Origin of the sequence: Janthinobacterium sp. Ant5-2-1, from assembly GCF_001445815.1 — a bacterium.
Taxonomy (GTDB): Bacteria; Pseudomonadota; Gammaproteobacteria; order Burkholderiales; family Burkholderiaceae_D; genus Janthinobacterium; species Janthinobacterium lividum_E.
Genome location: NZ_LNCE01000048.1, coordinates 1 through 16,140, shown reverse-complemented (window position 1 = coordinate 16,140; position 16,140 = coordinate 1). Strand labels below are relative to the sequence as shown.

Annotated in this window: 15 protein-coding genes; 11 read left to right on the top strand and 4 right to left on the bottom strand. The window is 65.0% G+C overall.

Annotated features, from left to right (window positions below):
- Positions 1 to 16 precede the first annotated feature (16 nt).
- Positions 17 to 2,584: a TonB-dependent receptor gene (locus ASN89_RS16355; protein WP_058050018.1), complete on the top strand. Its 2,568-nt coding sequence runs from the start codon at positions 17 to 19 to the stop codon at positions 2,582 to 2,584.
- Here ASN89_RS16355 and ASN89_RS16350 read toward each other — a convergent pair.
- Positions 2,581 to 3,381, bottom strand: coding sequence for a response regulator (locus tag ASN89_RS16350; protein ID WP_058050017.1), 801 nt, complete (start codon positions 3,379 to 3,381; stop codon positions 2,581 to 2,583). The genes ASN89_RS16355 and ASN89_RS16350 overlap by 4 nt on opposite strands.
- Before the next feature lie 349 nt (positions 3,382 to 3,730).
- Here ASN89_RS16350 and ASN89_RS16345 point away from each other — a divergent pair, with 349 nt between their 5' ends.
- Genes ASN89_RS16345 through ASN89_RS16330 form a run of 4 tightly spaced genes read left to right on the top strand, consistent with a single transcriptional unit; the run spans position 3,731 to position 8,404 of the window.
- A complete protein-coding gene (locus ASN89_RS16345; protein ID WP_058050016.1) occupies positions 3,731 to 4,261 on the top strand; it encodes a spore coat U domain-containing protein in 531 nt (176 codons plus the stop codon).
- 12 nt (positions 4,262 to 4,273) lie between these two features.
- Positions 4,274 to 4,993 (top strand): molecular chaperone, encoded by a 720-nt coding sequence (locus ASN89_RS16340; RefSeq protein ID WP_235501994.1) that lies wholly within the window; start codon positions 4,274 to 4,276, stop codon positions 4,991 to 4,993.
- Between the two features lie 55 nt (positions 4,994 to 5,048).
- Positions 5,049 to 7,397, top strand: coding sequence for a fimbria/pilus outer membrane usher protein (locus tag ASN89_RS16335; RefSeq protein ID WP_058050014.1), 2,349 nt, complete (start codon positions 5,049 to 5,051; stop codon positions 7,395 to 7,397).
- Positions 7,397 to 8,404: a spore coat protein U domain-containing protein gene (locus ASN89_RS16330; protein WP_058050013.1), complete on the top strand. Its 1,008-nt coding sequence runs from the start codon at positions 7,397 to 7,399 to the stop codon at positions 8,402 to 8,404. Before ASN89_RS16335 ends, ASN89_RS16330 begins: the two co-directional genes overlap by 1 nt.
- Here the strand turns inward: ASN89_RS16330 and ASN89_RS16325 are convergent.
- Entirely contained in the window at positions 8,401 to 8,637 is a 237-nt protein-coding gene (locus ASN89_RS16325; RefSeq protein ID WP_058050012.1) for a hypothetical protein, read from the bottom strand. The two genes, ASN89_RS16330 and ASN89_RS16325, sit on opposite strands and share 4 nt — an antisense overlap.
- Before the next feature lie 252 nt (positions 8,638 to 8,889).
- Between ASN89_RS16325 and ASN89_RS16320 the strand changes: the two genes are divergently transcribed.
- The 3 genes from ASN89_RS16320 to ASN89_RS16310 all read left to right on the top strand — a co-directional run bounded on the left by ASN89_RS16320 (position 8,890) and on the right by ASN89_RS16310 (position 11,095).
- The gene (locus ASN89_RS16320) at positions 8,890 to 9,447 is read left to right on the top strand and encodes a winged helix-turn-helix transcriptional regulator (RefSeq protein WP_034753667.1); all 558 of its coding nucleotides are present in this window, start codon (positions 8,890 to 8,892) and stop codon (positions 9,445 to 9,447) included.
- Positions 9,448 to 9,604: 157 nt separating this feature from the next.
- A complete protein-coding gene (locus tag ASN89_RS16315; protein ID WP_058050011.1) occupies positions 9,605 to 10,042 on the top strand; it encodes a CHRD domain-containing protein in 438 nt (145 codons plus the stop codon).
- Positions 10,043 to 10,141: 99 nt separating this feature from the next.
- Complete coding sequence (locus tag ASN89_RS16310; protein ID WP_058050010.1) at positions 10,142 to 11,095, top strand: AEC family transporter; 954 nt, start codon at positions 10,142 to 10,144, stop codon at positions 11,093 to 11,095.
- Here ASN89_RS16310 and ASN89_RS16305 read toward each other — a convergent pair.
- Positions 11,079 to 11,732 (bottom strand): FMN-binding negative transcriptional regulator, encoded by a 654-nt coding sequence (locus ASN89_RS16305; RefSeq protein WP_058050009.1) that lies wholly within the window; start codon positions 11,730 to 11,732, stop codon positions 11,079 to 11,081. The genes ASN89_RS16310 and ASN89_RS16305 overlap by 17 nt on opposite strands.
- The gene (locus ASN89_RS16300; protein WP_046682159.1) at positions 11,733 to 12,194 is read right to left on the bottom strand and encodes an OsmC family protein; all 462 of its coding nucleotides are present in this window, start codon (positions 12,192 to 12,194) and stop codon (positions 11,733 to 11,735) included.
- A gap of 106 nt (positions 12,195 to 12,300) precedes the next feature.
- On the opposite strand from ASN89_RS16300, the gene ASN89_RS16295 reads away from it, so the two are divergent.
- The 3 genes from ASN89_RS16295 to mnmC are packed head-to-tail and all read left to right on the top strand — an operon-like array spanning position 12,301 to position 16,024.
- Complete coding sequence (locus ASN89_RS16295; RefSeq protein ID WP_058050008.1) at positions 12,301 to 13,791, top strand: PLP-dependent aminotransferase family protein; 1,491 nt, start codon at positions 12,301 to 12,303, stop codon at positions 13,789 to 13,791.
- A gap of 38 nt (positions 13,792 to 13,829) precedes the next feature.
- Positions 13,830 to 14,393 carry a DNA-3-methyladenine glycosylase I gene (locus ASN89_RS16290; protein ID WP_046682161.1) on the top strand — a complete coding sequence of 188 codons (564 nt, stop codon included), beginning with the start codon at positions 13,830 to 13,832 and terminating at the stop codon, positions 14,391 to 14,393.
- Complete coding sequence (mnmC, locus tag ASN89_RS16285; protein WP_058050046.1) at positions 14,393 to 16,024, top strand: FAD-dependent 5-carboxymethylaminomethyl-2-thiouridine(34) oxidoreductase MnmC; 1,632 nt, start codon at positions 14,393 to 14,395, stop codon at positions 16,022 to 16,024. The genes ASN89_RS16290 and mnmC overlap by 1 nt, the downstream gene beginning before the upstream one ends.
- Positions 16,025 to 16,140 lie beyond the last annotated feature (116 nt).

The following is a 16,140-nucleotide window of genomic DNA, read 5'->3' as shown; positions in this document are numbered from 1 at the left end:
CCAATAAGAGGAAACCATGTTCAAACCACTCGCCATCAGTCTTGCCATCGCCGCCGCCTTTCCCGCCGTCTCCAGCATCGCCCACGCCGAGGACGACATGCTGCGCGTCAACGTCACCGGATCGAATATCCGCGTCAGCGAAAAGGAGGGCGCCAGCGCCGTGCAGGTCATCACGGCCAAGGAATTGAAAGCCAGCGGCAAGACCAGCGTGTCGGATGTGCTGCGCGCCATTTCCGCCAACAGCGGCAACAGCTATAACGAACAATATACGGGCAGTTTCTCGGCCGGCACGTCGGGCCTGTCGCTGCGCGGCATCGGCCAGAAAAATACCCTGATCCTGGTGAACGGCAAGCGCGTGGCCAGCTATGCGACGGCGCAAAATCTGCAGGAAACCTTTGTCGACCTGAACAGCCTGCCGATGGCGGCCGTGCAGCGCATCGAGGTGCTCAAGGATGGCGCTTCGTCCATCTACGGTTCCGACGCCGTGGCCGGCGTCGTCAACATCATCCTGTACAAGGAATTCACGGGCACGGACATCACGGCGCAGTGGGGCGGCTCGACCGAAGGCACGGGCCAGCATGAAAAGAGCGCGGCGCTGCAGACGGGTTTCGGCAAGCTCGAGGAAGACGGCTACAGTCTGGTCTTCTCGATCGACGCGCAGCAGCGCGACAAGCTGCAGCAAAGCGACGTGGCGTGGATGCGCGACGCGGATTTCCGCAAGCAGCAGCGTGGCGCGCTGGGCTGGGTCGCCACCAATTATGCGGGCAGCGACCCCACGCGAACCCTGGGCGGCGTGCGCAGCCCGCTGGAACTGGTCAATTATGGCGACATCTCGCCCGGCAAGACGGGGCAGGTGCTGGCGTATAACCCGTCGCCATATAAAACCCTGATACCCGGCATCCAGCGCGTGCACACGGCCGCGCGCGCCACCTTCAAACTGAATGCGGACACGGAAGCGTACGTTGATTTGCTGCACAGCTATTCGCGCGCCGACCAGACCTTCAGCGCGCCGCTCACCGTCAACAATGCCACGCGCGTGTGGAACAACGCCACGCAGGCGCTCGACACGATTCCCGTCGTGCTGCCCGTGGGCCATCCGAACAATCCGGGCGCCACGCCCTTGCCGTTCACGGCCACCCTGTTCGACCTGGGGCCGCGCCTGAAGCAGGACAAGGTCACGTTCTACCGCGCGCTGGCGGGCGTGAAAGGCACGCTGGCGGGCTGGGACTGGGATGCGGCCGTGGGGCACTCGAGCAGCAAGCTGGAAGAAACCGTGCAGAACTTCGTCAACCGCTACGAATTCCAGAAGGTGCTGGCTGACGGCAGCTATAACTTCTTCGACCAGTCGCAAAACAGCGAAACCGTGCGCAACCGCCTGCGCCTGTCGACCCTGCGTCCGGCCGAGTCGACTCTCGACACCGTCGATTTCTCGGCCGCGAAAGACCTGTGGCAATTGGCGGCCGGTCCGCTGGGCTTTGCCGCCGGCGCCCAGTGGCGCCGCGAAAAGATGGATTCGCAAACCTCGACGGCCGTGCTGTCGGGCACGGAGCTGCGCCCGGCCATCAACATCATCAACGGTTCGCGCAGCGTGTCGGCCCTGTTTGCCGAATTCAACGTGCCCGTCGTGAAAGACCTGTCCGTCAACCTGGCGGGCCGCGCCGACCATTACAGCGATTTCGGCAATGCGTTTTCGCCGAAAGCCAGCGCGCGCTACCAGGCGGCGCCGTGGCTGCTGGTGCGCGGCACCGTGTCGCGCGGCTTCCGTGCGCCGTCGCTGCCGGAAATCACGCAAAGTACGGCCGTCAGCTATGTCAGCGTGCTCGATCCGCGCGACCCGATCACGCCCACGCAGACGCGCGGCGTGACGGCCATTACCATCGCCAATACGGCGCTGCGTCCGGAACGGTCGAATAACCTGAACCTGGGCGTGGTGGTGTCGCCGACCAGCAGTTCGAGCATCGGCCTCGATTACTACCGCATCAAGCAAGATGGCGTGATCGGCACGGAAAGCGCCACCACCACCCTCGCCAACGAAGCGTCGGCGCCGCAGAAGATCACGCGCGACGCCGATGGCCGCATCACGACCCTGTATCGCCAGTACCGCAACCAGGGCCAGCGCGAAGTGTCGGGCATCGACCTGGACCTGCGCCAGCGCTTCGTCGACAAGGATTGGGGCAAGCTGACCCTGGCCGGTCAGCTGAGCCGCGTGCTGCGCTTTGCCGAACCGCTGTCGGATGGCGCGCCGCTGACCGATGGCGCCGGCACGAATTATTTCGGTTCGATTCCGAAATGGCGCGGCGTCACGTCGGCCACCTGGGAGCAGGGCAAGTGGTCGTCCACGCTCACCTGGAATTACGTGGGCAGTTATGCGCAGAATACGCACCTGGATGAATCCGTGGCGGCCTTCAGCACCTTCGACGTCACCACCAGCTGGCAGGTCACGCCAAAGGCGAACGTCACCTTCATCGTGCAGAACCTGGCCAACAAGCGCGCGCCGTGGGATTACTCGGCTTCGGGCTTCGACTATACGCAGGCCGATCCGCGCGGGCGCTTCGCCTCGCTCAAGCTGAATTACAAGTTCTAGCCAGTCGCCTGCCGCTGCCCCGTCTGCTCATGCAGGCGCTGGCGGTAGGCGCTGGGCGTGACGCCCATGCGTTCGCGGAAGGCCGTGGCAAAGTTGCCTGCGTTGTGAAAGCCGATCAGCAGGGCGATATCCTGCACGTCGATTTCCGTCTGCTGCAGCAATTCCACGCCGCGGGCGATGCGCGCTTCGCGGATGAAGGCGAAGACCGTCATGCCTGTCTGCTCGCGGAACATCAGGGTCAGCTTTTCGCGGTAGGTGCCCACGCTGCGGGAGATGTCGGACAGGTTGGGCAGGCTGCCCAGGTTGTCGAGAATCAGTTGTTTGACGGCATTGACGAACACGAGGTCCGGATGTTGCTGCCGGTCGCTGACCAGGGGCGCGGCCGGCAAGGTACTGTTGCTTTTACGCATCAAACCCAGGTGGATATGGATGCGTGCGGCCAGTTCTTCCGGCAGGAAGGGCTTGGAAATGTAGTCGACGCCGCCCACCTGCAAGCCCATGACGCGTTCCTTGGCGGCATCGGCGCCGCTGAGAAAGATCACGGGAATCTCTTCCGTCTCGGGATTGGCCTTGAGCAAACGGCACGCCGTGTAGCCATCCATCTCGGGCATGCGCACGTCGAGCAGTATCAGGTCGGGATGCGTGGCCAATGCCAGCTGGTAGCCCTGGTAGCCGTTGAAGGCAATGCTGAAGCGGTAGGGCTGCTCGCTGAGCAGCTCCATCAGCATGCGCTGCTCGAACGCGGAATCGTCCACGAGCAGGATATTCTTTTTGACGGTTTCGCTGGTCAATGGCATGGCATGGATGACTTAACCAAATAGCAAGTTGTGGCTTATTATGCCTCGCTTTTTCTTTTTTTTCTGCTTTTCTCGTATTTCAAAAGATGTTTCTCCGCCAGAAGAAGCGCGGATTTCCCAGATCGCCAATAATCCACTCATGCATTGATTTTAAGCAATGTCGATTGCAAAAAAATCTGTTTTGCAAATGCTGCAAACAATGCCGGAGTCCCCAGGTTCCTGACTCTCGGCACAAGTATTTTGTCGTCCTGGTTTGCGTGCCCAAGAAAACGCCGGCAATACCGTGACTATCCTCGACGCCCCTCATATTGGTGGGCTCATTAATGATGTTCCATCATCAGGAGGTATCATGTTGCGAGTTATTTTTCCCCGCCTTATCGTTGCCGCCAGCGTGGCGGTTGCCGCCACGTCGCTCCTGCCGCGTGACGCCGACGCCGCCGTATATCTGAACGGCAACGCCACCACCACCTTTGACGTCACCCTGAAAATCATCGCCAACTGCACCATCGCGGCGGCCAATCTCGACTTTGGCCAAAGTCAGGGTGTACTGGCTACTGCCGTGAACGTCAATACGACCGTGAACGTCACCTGCACCAATACCACGCTGTATAACGTGGGCTTGACGGCCGGCTCGGGCACGGGATCGAGCGGCACCACGCGCTATATGAGCGGCACGGGCGGCAACCTGGGGACGGTGCAATTCAATCTGTACCAGACGGCCGGCAGCACCTTGTGGGGCGATACCCAGGGCACGAATACCGTCGGCGGCACCGGCAACGGCTCATCGCAGCCGATCACGGTGTACGGCAATATTCCGCCGCAGGCGACGCCGGCGCCCGATACCTACAAGTCGACCATCACGGCCACCGTGTACTTTTAAGCCAGGCGCTGCGTGAAGGCCGGTACTGTTTTCCTGATGAAAAGCGTGCTGGCGCTGCTGGCTTGCTGTGCGGCGGGTGCGCACGGCGCCAATCTGCAGATTTCGCCGGTGACGCTCAATTTGCGCGCCCCACAGAATGCGGCCGGCATCAGCCTGCAAAACCTCGGCGACCAGCCCATCTACGGGCAGGTGCGGGTGTTCGCCTGGGAGCAGCGCGATGGCGAGGAAACCTTGGCGCCGACACAGGAACTGGTGGCCAGTCCGCCCATCGTCGAAATCGCCGCCAACAGCCGGCAGACCATCCGCCTCGTGCGTGCCCAGGCTGGCCCCGTCGCGCAGGAAAAAACGTATCGCGTGCTCATCGATGAAGTCAGCCGCGAGGATGCGGCGGGCCGCAGCGGCGTCGATATCCGCCTGCGCTACTCGGTGCCCGTGTTCGTGCTGCCGGCCGGTGCGCCGGGCAAGGAAATACTCGACTGGCAAGTCTTTCGCGAGCGGGGTGAGTGGATGTTGCGCGTCAAGAACAGCGGCAATTTCCATGCGCAGATCGGTGCGATGACGTTGACGAACCAGGCGGGCAAGGAATTTGTCGTCAGCAAGGGGCTGTTTGGCTATGTCCTGGCGGCACGCATGCGCGTATGGCGCCTGCCCGTCGCCAGCGAGGCTGAACTGGATGGACCGTTGAGTATTGCGGCAAACGTGAATGCAAAGGCGCTCGTTGCCACGAATTAGATACCTTGAACTGGGCCGCCATGGCGGGCGGGCTTGCCGCGAACCGGGTTAAACCATGAGACGCGCACTGGCATCCTTGCTGTTGCTGTTGCTGGCCATGGCACCGGGGGCCAGGGCCGATGGATCTGCCGCCGAGACGGGCGCCGATCCGGGTCCGGCCAGCTTGCCGAGCGATCCGATGGCGCCGAATGAACTGTATCTGGAGGTGACTGTGAATGCTGAATCAACCGGGCTGATCTTGCGCTTTACCCAGGTGGGCAAAGGCTTGCGCAGCAGTGTGGCGAACCTGCAGCAGCTGGGGCTGGACCCGGCGCGCCTGTCCGCACCCGGTCAGACCGAGGTGGCGCTCGATGCGATTCCCGGACTCAGCTATGACTATGATGCGGCGCGCCAGAGCGTGTCGTTGCAGGTGGCGGACGACTTGCGTTCGCCGTATCGCATCAACGCGCGCCTGGCCCCGCAGACGCCGCCGTCGAGCGTCACGCCCGGCGCCGTCCTCAATTACGAAGCCTATGCGGAACTGGGCCGGACGCGGCGCGCCGCCATCTTCAACGACTTGCGCTATTTCAATGACAGCGGCGTGTTCAGCAATACCGGCACCGTGAACCTGGGGTCGGACCAGCGCAAGTACATGCGCTTTGACACCTTCTGGAGCCATGCCGACCCCGAGACCCTGCAAACGTGGCAAGTGGGCGACCTGATTTCGTCTTCGCTCAGCTGGAGCCGCGCCGTGCGCGTGGGCGGCGTACAGTGGCGCAAGAATTTCCAGCTGCGTCCCGACCTGCTGACCTTTCCCGTCGCCTCCGTCGATGGCACGGCGCTCGTGCCCTCGTCGCTGAGCCTGTACGTCAATGGCGTGCAGCAATATGCTGCCAGCGTGCCCAGCGGCCCGTTCGTGCTGAACCAGGTGGCCGGCATCAATGGCGCGGGGCAAGCCACCCTCATCACGCGCGACGCCCTGGGGCGCAGCGTGACGACCGTGCTGCCCCTGTACGTCGATACGCGCATGCTGGCCAGCGGCTTGAGCGATTATTCGGTCGAGGCGGGCGCCGTGCGGCGCGACTATGGCCGCCGCCTGTTCGGCTATGAACGCCAGCTCGTTGCCAGCGCTTCCGTCCGCCACGGCGTCAGCGACAACTTCACCATCGAAGGCCATGCGGAACTGGCTGCCGGCCTGTATCAGGCGGGGGCGGGCGCGCTGGTGCGGCTGGGCCAGGCGGGCGTGCTCAGCGGCTCGCTGTCGGCCAGCGCCGGCCATGGCCGTGGCGTGCAGTTGGGCGCCGGCTACCAGTACATGGGGCCGCGCTTCAGCGTCGACGTGCAAAGCGTGCGCGCCAGCGCCGGGTTTGGCGACCTGGCTTCGCGCGACGGAAGTCCCGTGGTGCGCGCGGCAGACCGCATCACCGTGAGCTTGCCCTTGCCGGCGGGCAGCAGCATCAGCAGCAGCTATATCAGCTACCGCACGCCCGGCGCGCCGCCATCGAAGCTGGCTACCCTGGGCTATTCGGCCACCCTGTTTCACGGCCTGTTCCTGAACGCCAGCCTGTTCCAGGATTTGCGGCAACGCGAGAAGCGGGGATTTTATGTCGGCCTGAGCATGGCCTTCGACAACAATCTGTCCATCAGCACGAGCGGCAGCCGGCAAAACGGCGAGAGCGGCCGCAGCGTCAGCGCGCAGCGCGCGGCGGACTTTGGCGGCGGCTTTGGCTGGAACTTGCAAGCTGGCACGGTTGGCGGCAATGCCTACCGGCAAGCGCAAGTGGAATACCTGGGCAATGACGGCCGCGTGAGCGCGCGCACGCAAAGCAGCAGCATGGGCAATGCCTCTTCGCTGGGCGCGGCCGGCGCGCTGGTGCTGATGGATGGCCATGTCGAGACGGCGCGTCAGGTGGGCAACGGTTTTGCGCTGGTCTCCACTGGCGGCGTGGGCAATATTCCTGTGCTGCATGAAAATCGCCAGATCGGCGTGACGGGCAGGAGCGGCTATCTGCTGGTGCCGAATTTGAATCCGTATGGCAATAACCAGATCAGCATCGCCACGGATGAACTCGACGTCGACGCGCGCGTGCCCGTGACCAATATGACTGTCGTGCCGCAACACCTTGCCGGCGTGCTGGCGGCCTTTCCCGTCGAACGCTACAGCGCCGCCACCGTCATCGTGCAAGGCGCCGATGGCAAGCCGCTGGCCACGGGCTTGCCCGTGCTGCATGTGCAAAGCGGCAAGCAGACGGTCGTGGGATTTGACGGCATCATTTTCGTCGACGATCTGCGCGAACAGAATCAGCTGCAAGTGGGCGAGGGCGACAGCGCGTGCACGGTCGGCTTTGCGTATGTGCGTCCGGCCGCGGGCGGCTTGCCCGTGATCGGGCCGTTGCGCTGCGCTGGCGCCGGGGGAGGACGCTGATGCGCCGCCTGCTGCTATGGCTGACCTTGCTGCTGGGCTGCGCCTGGGGCAGTGGGGCGCAGGCGGCCGATACCTGCACGGTCAGCATGACGAATATCAATTTCGGCTCCGTCAGCCCGATTTCCGGCACCGACTACGTGGCGCAGGCCACGGGCACCTTCAGCTGCCTGTTTTCGTCGCTGAATCTGGGGCAGTTGCTCACGCCCAACGCGCAAGTGTGCATTTCGCTGGGACTGGGTACGAATTCCACGTCGGCCCTGCCGCGCAAGCTGGGCAACGGTAGCAATCGCATGGAATACAACGTGTATGTGGACAATTCGTATGCGACGGCGAAGATCTGGGGCGGCGCCGGCGTGGCGGGCGCGCCATCGACTTTTGGCATGATCTTGTCCGCCGGCTTGCTGGCCCCGCCCGGTACGTATTCCACCACCTTTACCGTGTACGCCAAGATTCCTGCCGGCACGGCCCTGGCCGCCGTGCCCACGGTCGCCAATGCCAATACCATCTATACGTCGAGCTTTGCCGGCGTGGGCACCTACACGTACACGACGTATGGCCTCGTCAACCTGCAGGGTTGCACGGCCACCAGCGGGAGCTTCGGTTTCACGGTGAGTGCCACGGCCGTCAACGACTGCACCATCGCGGCCAGCCCGATGGCGTTCGCCAACGCCTCCATCCTGACGGGCAACTTGCGCAGCACCAGCACCTTGTCGGTGCGCTGCGTGAATAACAACGCCTACCAGATTGCCCTCAATGGCGGCAGCGTGGCGGCCAACGTGGCCAACCGGCAAATGAAAAACCTCTTAACGACGGACAAGGTCAGTTACCTGCTGTCAGCCAGCCTCGATGGTGCGCCATGGGGCGATGGTACGGCGGGCACGAGCATGGTGACTGACACGGGCACGGGCGCCAGCGTGCCGCTGACGATTTACGGCCGCGTGCCGGCGCAGGTGTCGCCGCGCCCCGGCGACTACAAGGACACGGTGACGGCAACGATTTATTTTTAGAACGTGATGGTAACGAGGCCGGCGCCCGATGGCGTTGCCTGCTGGTGCAGCAGATAGGGCGTGTTGTGCTGGCAGTGCACCTGAGTGCCGCCGCGCTGCGAGACGACGGTGCACGCTTCCTGCACGACGAAGGTGGCCTGCAGCGTTGCGGAAGCGGCGGTACCGGCGGTGGTGGTCTGGCAAAGGGACAGGGCGAGCAGGGCAGGCAGTACGGCAAGCTTCAAAGGGGTCATCGTGAACGCATCGAGTGAAAAACGGGCGTGGGCAGCAGCGCTGGAAGGCGTGGCTGGCACCGTTTTTCGCACCGGGATTGGGGGAGCAGAACCAGCCATGATTGTACTTGAACAAGGAAAGTGTGAGTTTTCGTGTATTTTCAGCCCGCCGCAAGGGCAAGCACCTCACTTTCAAAATGATAGTCACTAAGTTTCCGTGTTGCAACTGAAATACTTTCGATTGTTGTGCTGAATCAATGTGAGGAGATGGCCATGAAACATACCAATTTTAATAATTTGCCTTGCCCGATTGCCCGCAGCCTGGGCAAGGTGGGTGAATGGTGGAGCATCCTCATCCTGCGCGAAGCGTTTTATGGCAAGACGCGCTTCGACGAATTTGAAAAAAGCCTCAAGATCGCACCCACCATCCTGACGCGCCGCCTGGCCGACCTGGTGGAGGGCGGCTTGATGACGCGCCGCCTGTATTGCGCCAAGCCGCCCCGCTACGATTATGTGCTGACCAAGTCCGGGCGCGCCTTCAAGCCCGTCTTGCTGGCGTTTATCGCCTGGGGCAATGAAAACTTCGCGCCGGAAGGCGCCAGCCTCGTCATCGCCAGCCGCGACACGGGCCTGGCCGCCGACCCGGTGCTGGTCGACGCGACGACGGGCTTGCCCATCAATGACGAGTATTACGCGTTTGCGCCAGGGCCGGCCGCCAGCGACAGCATGCGCAGCATCATCCTCGATGCGGAAAAAAGCAGCGGTATCGCGCCCAAGCCGAAGGCGCCAGCCGCCAACCGCGGCTGGGTGGCGGAAGGGCATCTGGCCTGAAGACGCGCTGGCGGAGGTGCGTCGAGTTTGGCGCAAAGCAAGACGGACTGCACGGCATGGCGTTACCGTCGCACTATGCAATTCAAGTGCGGCGCAGGCCCGGCTGTGCAGGGTGTGGCGCCATCCGTGACCCGATGTCCGTTGAAGGAGTACTGCGATGACTACATTGCCACAATATGCTCGCCGCGCCGCCACCGTGCTGGCGCTGGCGGCCCTGCTGGGCGCCTGTTCCCACGGCCCGCATCACCCGGGCGGCCATGACGTCACCTTGACGGGCGCGCAGGAAGTACCGGCCAATACCAGCACGGCCAGCGGCAGCAGCACCATTCGCGTCGCCCAAGACCGCAGCGTCAGCGGCGGCGTGCGCTATACGGGCATGGTGGCCACCGTCGCGCATATCCATGAAGCGCCGGCGGGCGCCAACGGCCCCGTCATCGTGCCGCTCGTAAAAACGGCCGAAGGCATGTTTGCCGTGCCGCCGAACACCATGCTGACGCCGCCCCAGTATGCGAGCTACCAGGCCGGCAACCTGTACGTGAACGTGCACAGCGCCGCCTACCCGGCCGGCGAGATCCGCGCCCAGCTCAAGCCCTAGCCGGCCAGCGGCGTTTTCCCCGAAACCTCCTTGGGCCGCGCGAGCGGCCTTTTTTTGCGCCCGGCGGCCAGCCGGTAACGCGCGCTACAATGGCGTTTCATGCTGACCATTCTCGCCATCACCTTTCCCTTCTTCGCCCTGGTGCTGTGCGGCTACCTGGCCGTGCGGCGCACACTGCTGCCGCTGGCCGCCATCGGCGGCTTGAACAGTTTTGTCCTGTACTTCGCGCTGCCGTGCATGTTGTACCGCTTTGGCGCCGCCACGCCCATCGCGCAGCTGCTCGACGCCAGCGTGTTCGGCGTGTACTTGCTGTGCGCCCTGATCATGGTGGGCGTCACGACGGCCATGACCCTGAGCCACCGCATCGACTGGAACAACGCCGCCTTCGGCGCGCTGGTGGCGGCCTTCCCGAATACGGGTTTCATGGGCGTGCCGCTGCTACTGACCTTGCTGGGACCCCGTTCTTCGGGCCCCGTCATCGTCACCATCGTCGTCGACATGTTGATTACCAGTTCCTTGTGCATCGCCCTGTCGCGCATCGGCAGCGGCGGCGCGCACGGCAGCCGCGCCGCCGTCGCCAACGCCATGAAGGGCATGCTGGGCAATCCGATGCCGTGGGCGATCGTGCTGGGCGCCATGTCGTCGTGGCTGGAACTGGCCTTGCCCAAGCCGTTGACGCAGACGGTGGGCCTGCTGGCCGATGCCGCCTCGCCCGTTGCCCTGTTTACCATCGGCGCCGTGCTGGCCCGTTCGCAAATGAGCACGGCCGACCCGGCGCCGCTGGGGGAATATGTACCCGTGGCGTTGAAAAAACTGCTGCTGCATCCGCTGCTGGTGTGGGGCATCGGCCACACGGCCATCGCGCTGGGCGCGCCGCTCGATCCGTTCGCGCTGACCTGCATGGTGCTGGTGGCGTGCCTGCCCAGCGCCAGCAACGTTTCGCTGCTGTCGGAGCGTTTCGGGGCGAACACGGCGCGCATCGCCCGCATCATCCTGGTCTCGACGGCGCTGTCGTTCCTGACGTTTTCGGCGGCCGTCAGCTGGCTGGCGTGACGTTGGCGGCGATCAGCGCGCCGAGCGCCTGCGCCGCGCCGGGCTGATTCTCCAGCGCCAGGCCATGCGCCATGCTGGCCTGGTCCTGCATGCTGCGGTTCTGGCCCAGCTTCCATTTGCCCGTGATGCGCGTGAGGGGGATTTCGATGCCGACGATGGCTTTCAGGAGTTTCTCGATATAGCCGGCCGGCGCATCGCTCACCCGCCATGGCGCGGCTAGTCCCGCCTCATGGCGCGCCGTCAGCCGTTCCACCAATCCCAGCAGCCACGCCGCGTCGTCGATGGCGCGCACGGGGCCGTGGGCATGCACGACCGCGTAATTGAAGGTCGGTACTTCCTTGCCGCTGCGCTGCTTTTCCGCGTACCAGGCGGGCGTGATGTAGGCGTGCGGCCCCTGGAAAATCACCAGTGCTTCATCGTTCCCGCCGGCGGCGCGCCACAGCGGATTGGCGCGCGCCACGTGGGCGCGCAGGGTGCCGAATGGCGCCTCGGGCGTGGGCGCGGCGATCTCGAACGGCAGATGATCGGCGCACAAGCCATCGGCATCGTGGCGCACCAGCGCGCCCAGCGGATGCGCGTCGATCAAGCCATGCAGCACCTCTAGGCGTTCTTCGCGAAAGCTGGCGGGTGAGTACATTTAATCGGCTCCTTCCACGACCACGTCGGCTGTCAGCGAATTGGCGATGTAGCAGCGTTCGTGCGCGTCGTGGTGCAGGGCCGCCAGCGCCTCGGGCGAGGGCGGCGTTCCCGCAAACGCGATGCGCGGACGCAGCACGATGCGCGTCATGGCCAGGCGGCCTGCCGCATTCTTGCCCAGGTCACCGACGGCGTCGTCGCGGTAGTCGTCGATGACGTAGCCGCGCTGCGCTGCCAGCGACAGGAAGAACAGCATGTGGCAGCTCGACGTGGCCGCTACCAGCGCTTCTTCCGGATCGATATTTGCCGCCACCGACATGGGCAGCGGCACGGACAGGGGCGACGACGAGGCGGCTACCGTCAGGCCGCCGTCGAACTGCCATTCATGGCCGCGGCTGTAGCGCTGGCCGGCAAAATCCTGGCCGTCGCGCTGCCAGGCCACGGTGGCGAAAAACTGATGCATGGGTGCTCCGCGAGGTAGAGGGGGATGCGCCATCTTAGCGCCAGTCTTGGCTATTTAAAATATCCAATAAGTGCTATATTGAGGCTACCAATTCAAGAATGCCACCATGCCTGCATCCCACCTGAACCAGATCATCGCCGCCTTGCCGTTGCGGCGCGGCGCCAGCGAGCCGCTGTTTCGCCAGCTGTATGCGGCCATCAAGGCGGCCATCCTCGATGGCCGCATGAGTCCCGGCATGCAGCTGCCGCCCACGCGCGACTTTTGCCGCCTGCTGGCCGTGTCGCGCCAGACGGTGCTCAATGCGTATGCGCTTCTGACGGCCGAAGGCTATCTCGATGGCGCCGTGGGGCGCGGCACTTTTGTCAGCATCGACGTGCCCATGGCCGCGCCGGCGGCCGAGGCGGATGCCTCCGCGCCCGGCTTGCTGCGGCCCCTGTCGGCACGCGGCCACGGCGTGGTGATGGCCATGCGCCAGGTGGCATATCACCGTGGCCCGCTGCGCGCCTTCCGTGTCGGCATGCCGCGCATCGACCATTTCCCGTTCGACGTGTGGAACCGCCTGGAAGCGCGGCGCTGGCGCCGTCCCGACCACCATTTCGGCTACAGCGACCCGGCCGGCTATCTGCCGCTGCGCGAGCTGCTGTGCGTGTATCTGAAAGCGTCGCGCGGGGTCCAGTGCACGCCGCAGCAGATCGTCATCACCTCCGGTTCGCAGCAGGCGCTATTCCTGCTGTCGACCATTTTGCTGGCGCCGGGCGACCCGGTCTGGATGGAGTCGCCCGGCTACCGGGGCGCCAGCGGCCCGCTGCGCGCGGCCGGCGCGCGCGTGTTTCCCGTTCCCGTCGATGCGCAGGGGCTGGACGTGGCGTACGGCGTGGCGCATTGCCCGCAGGCGAAGCTGGCGTACGTGACGCCGTCGCACCAGATGCCGCTGGGCGTGAGCATGAGCTTGCCCCGCCGCCTGGCCTTGCTGGCCTGGGCCGCGCAGCACAAGGCGTGGCTGGTGGAGGACGATTACGACAGCGAATACCGCTACGCGGGCGCGCCGCTGGCCTCGCTGCAAAGCCTGGACCGGGCCGGCTGCGTGGTCTACGTGGGCACCCTGTCGAAGGTGCTGTTTCCCGGGCTGCGTCTGGGCTACATGGTGGCGCCGCCCGCGCTGGCCGACGCGCTGGTGCAAGCCAAGTCCGTGATGGACCGGCACACGGCCATCGTGCCGCAGATGGCGCTGGCCGACTTCATCGCCGAGGGACACTTTGGCCGCCATATCCGCCGCACGCGCGACAGCAATGCCGAGCGGCGCGACCTGCTGGTGCGCGGCATCGCGCGCGAACTGGGCGACCAGCTGGCGTGCGGCCCGGCCGACAGCGGCCTGGAACTGTGTGCGTATTTTCGCGCCGGCCACGATGAAGAAACGGTCTCGCGCGCGGGCCTGGCACGCGGTATCGAACTGCGTCCGCTGGGCCACTATGCCGATCCGGCGGCCGGGTCCGAGTGCGCCACGCCGCCGGGGCTGCTGCTGGGCTTTGCGGCCATTCCCCCGGACGAGATGGTGCACGGCCTGCAGGAATTGGGACGCATCCTGCGCGGCCGATAAACTATACTGGCATTTGCCTGCACACGAAGAACACGACCATGAATATTACCCGCTGCGCCTGGGCCAATCCGGCCAATCCCCGCTATCTCGACTATCACGATACGGAGTGGGGCGTACCTTGCCACGACGAGCGCCGGCTGTTTGAGATGCTGAACCTCGAAGGCGCGCAGGCTGGCCTGAGCTGGGAAACCATCCTCAACAAGCGCGACACCTACCGCGCCGCCTTCGACGGATGGGACGCGGAAAAGATCGCCGCGTATGGCCCGGACAAGGCGGCGCAACTGCTGGCGGACCCCGGCATCGTGCGCAACCGCCTGAAGGTGGCGGCCGCCATCACGAATGCGCAAGCCTATTTGCGCCTGCGCGCGCAAGGGCAGACCCTGGACAGCTTTTTGTGGGCGTATGTCGATGGCCAGCCCATCGTCAACAGCTGGCAGCCGGGCGCATTTCCCGCCAAGACGGCCTTGTCCGACAAACTGTCGAAAGACTTGCTCAAGCTGGGTTTCAAGTTCGTCGGCTCGACCATCATCTACGCCTACATGCAGGGCATCGGCATGGTCAACGACCATGCGCCCACCTGCTTTTGCCGCGCGGGGCGCTGATGCGCCGCGTACTGGTCCTGCTCGACACGGATTTTGACGGCGCCCGCTTGCGCGCCGCCTGTGCGGCGCATGGCGGCCGCCGCCTGCACTACATCGCGCTGGCGCCGCGTCCCGTCGATGCGCGCCACTTGCCCGAGCAGTGGCGCGCACAGTGGCCGCCTTGCGTGCCGGGCCTGCACCGCATGGTTTCGCACGATGGCCTCGTTACGCTCGATGTATTGATCGGCGAGGCCGATGCCTGCCTGGCGCAATTGTCGGCGCAAGTCGATGAAGTGCACCTGGCCTGGGTGCCGGCAGCCACGTCGGTGCTGGCGCGCCTGATGGTCGACGGCGCCCGCCTGCAAGCCGTGCACCTGGACGAGGCGCAGCGCGCGGCGCTGCAAAAGCATGGTTTTGTTTTCGACGAGAGCCGTTTGCGCGCCATGTTTTATGCGCGGCGCGCAGAGTATGCGGCCGTCACCGTGCCCGAGCGCCGCGCCATCGTCATCGGCGCGGGCGTGGCCGGCGCGGCCGCCTGCGAACGGCTGGCCGCGCGCGGCTGGAAGGTGACCCTGGTCGAGCGCCACGCGCAGCCGGCCAGCGAGGCGTCGGGCAACCTGGCTGGCATCTTCATGCCGCTGATGTCGAAGGACGACAATATCGCCACGCGCCTCGTGCGTGCCGCCTATCTGTATTCGCTGAGCCGCTGGAAAGACCTGGGCGGCATCGGCGCCGCCATCGAGGGTGTGCAAAGCGGCGTGCTGCACCTGGCGCGCGACGGCGCGCATGCGCAGGTGCAGCGGCAGATTGCCGCCAGCGGCCTGTATCCGCATGAATTCGCCCGCTGGCTGGAAGCGCCCGAGGCGACCGCCATGCTGGGCGCGCCGGCGCCCGATGGCGCCTGGTGGTTCGAGCAGGGCGGCTGGGCGCGCCCGTCTTCCGTCTGCGCGGCCATGCTGAACGCCTGCGGCGCCTTGCTCACGCGGCGCTTTTCCAGCAGCGCCCTGCGCCTGGAACGTGGCGACCAGGAATGGCTGGTGCGCGATGCGGACGGCGCCCTGATCGCGGCGGCGCCCACCGTCATCCTGGCGGCGGGCACGGGGGCCGTGGATTTCGAACAGGCGGCCGGCTTGCCGCTGGACGCCGTGCGCGGCCAGGTCACGCACCTGGCCGAAGGCAGCTTGCCATCGTTGCCGTTCGTCGTCTGCCGCGAAGCCTACATGACGCCGGCGCACGAGGGCGTCGTCTGCGTGGGCGCCAGCTACGATGCGGACGCTGACACCAGCTTGCGCCCATCGAGCCAGGAAGATAATATCGGGAAGATCGCCGACATCCTTGATGTGGCTCCGTTCGACGCGCCGCTGGCCGGGCGTACGGGCTTTCGCTGCATGGCACCGGACCGCCTGCCGCTGGCGGGGGCCTTGCCCGACCCGGGCATACCGGGCCGCTGCGAGCGCCTGCGCGACGTACCACGCTGGCCTGGCCTGTTTGGCTTGCTCGGTTACGCTTCGCGCGGCCTGATCTGGGCGCCGCTGGCGGCCGAGCTGCTGGCGTGCCAGCTGGAGGGCGAGCCGCTGCCGCTGGAGAGTCAATTGGCCGCTGCTTTGGATCCTGCTCGCTTTTTATTACGAGAGCGTCGTAGAGCATATTGATTCTGGTCTTTTTATAATTCACCCCCAAAACAAGTTCTGGGGTCAGACCCGGCGGGTCTGACCCCGGCTTTACGCTGCAATATCTCCATATACGTTTTTCAGCTTTCCAAACTCTT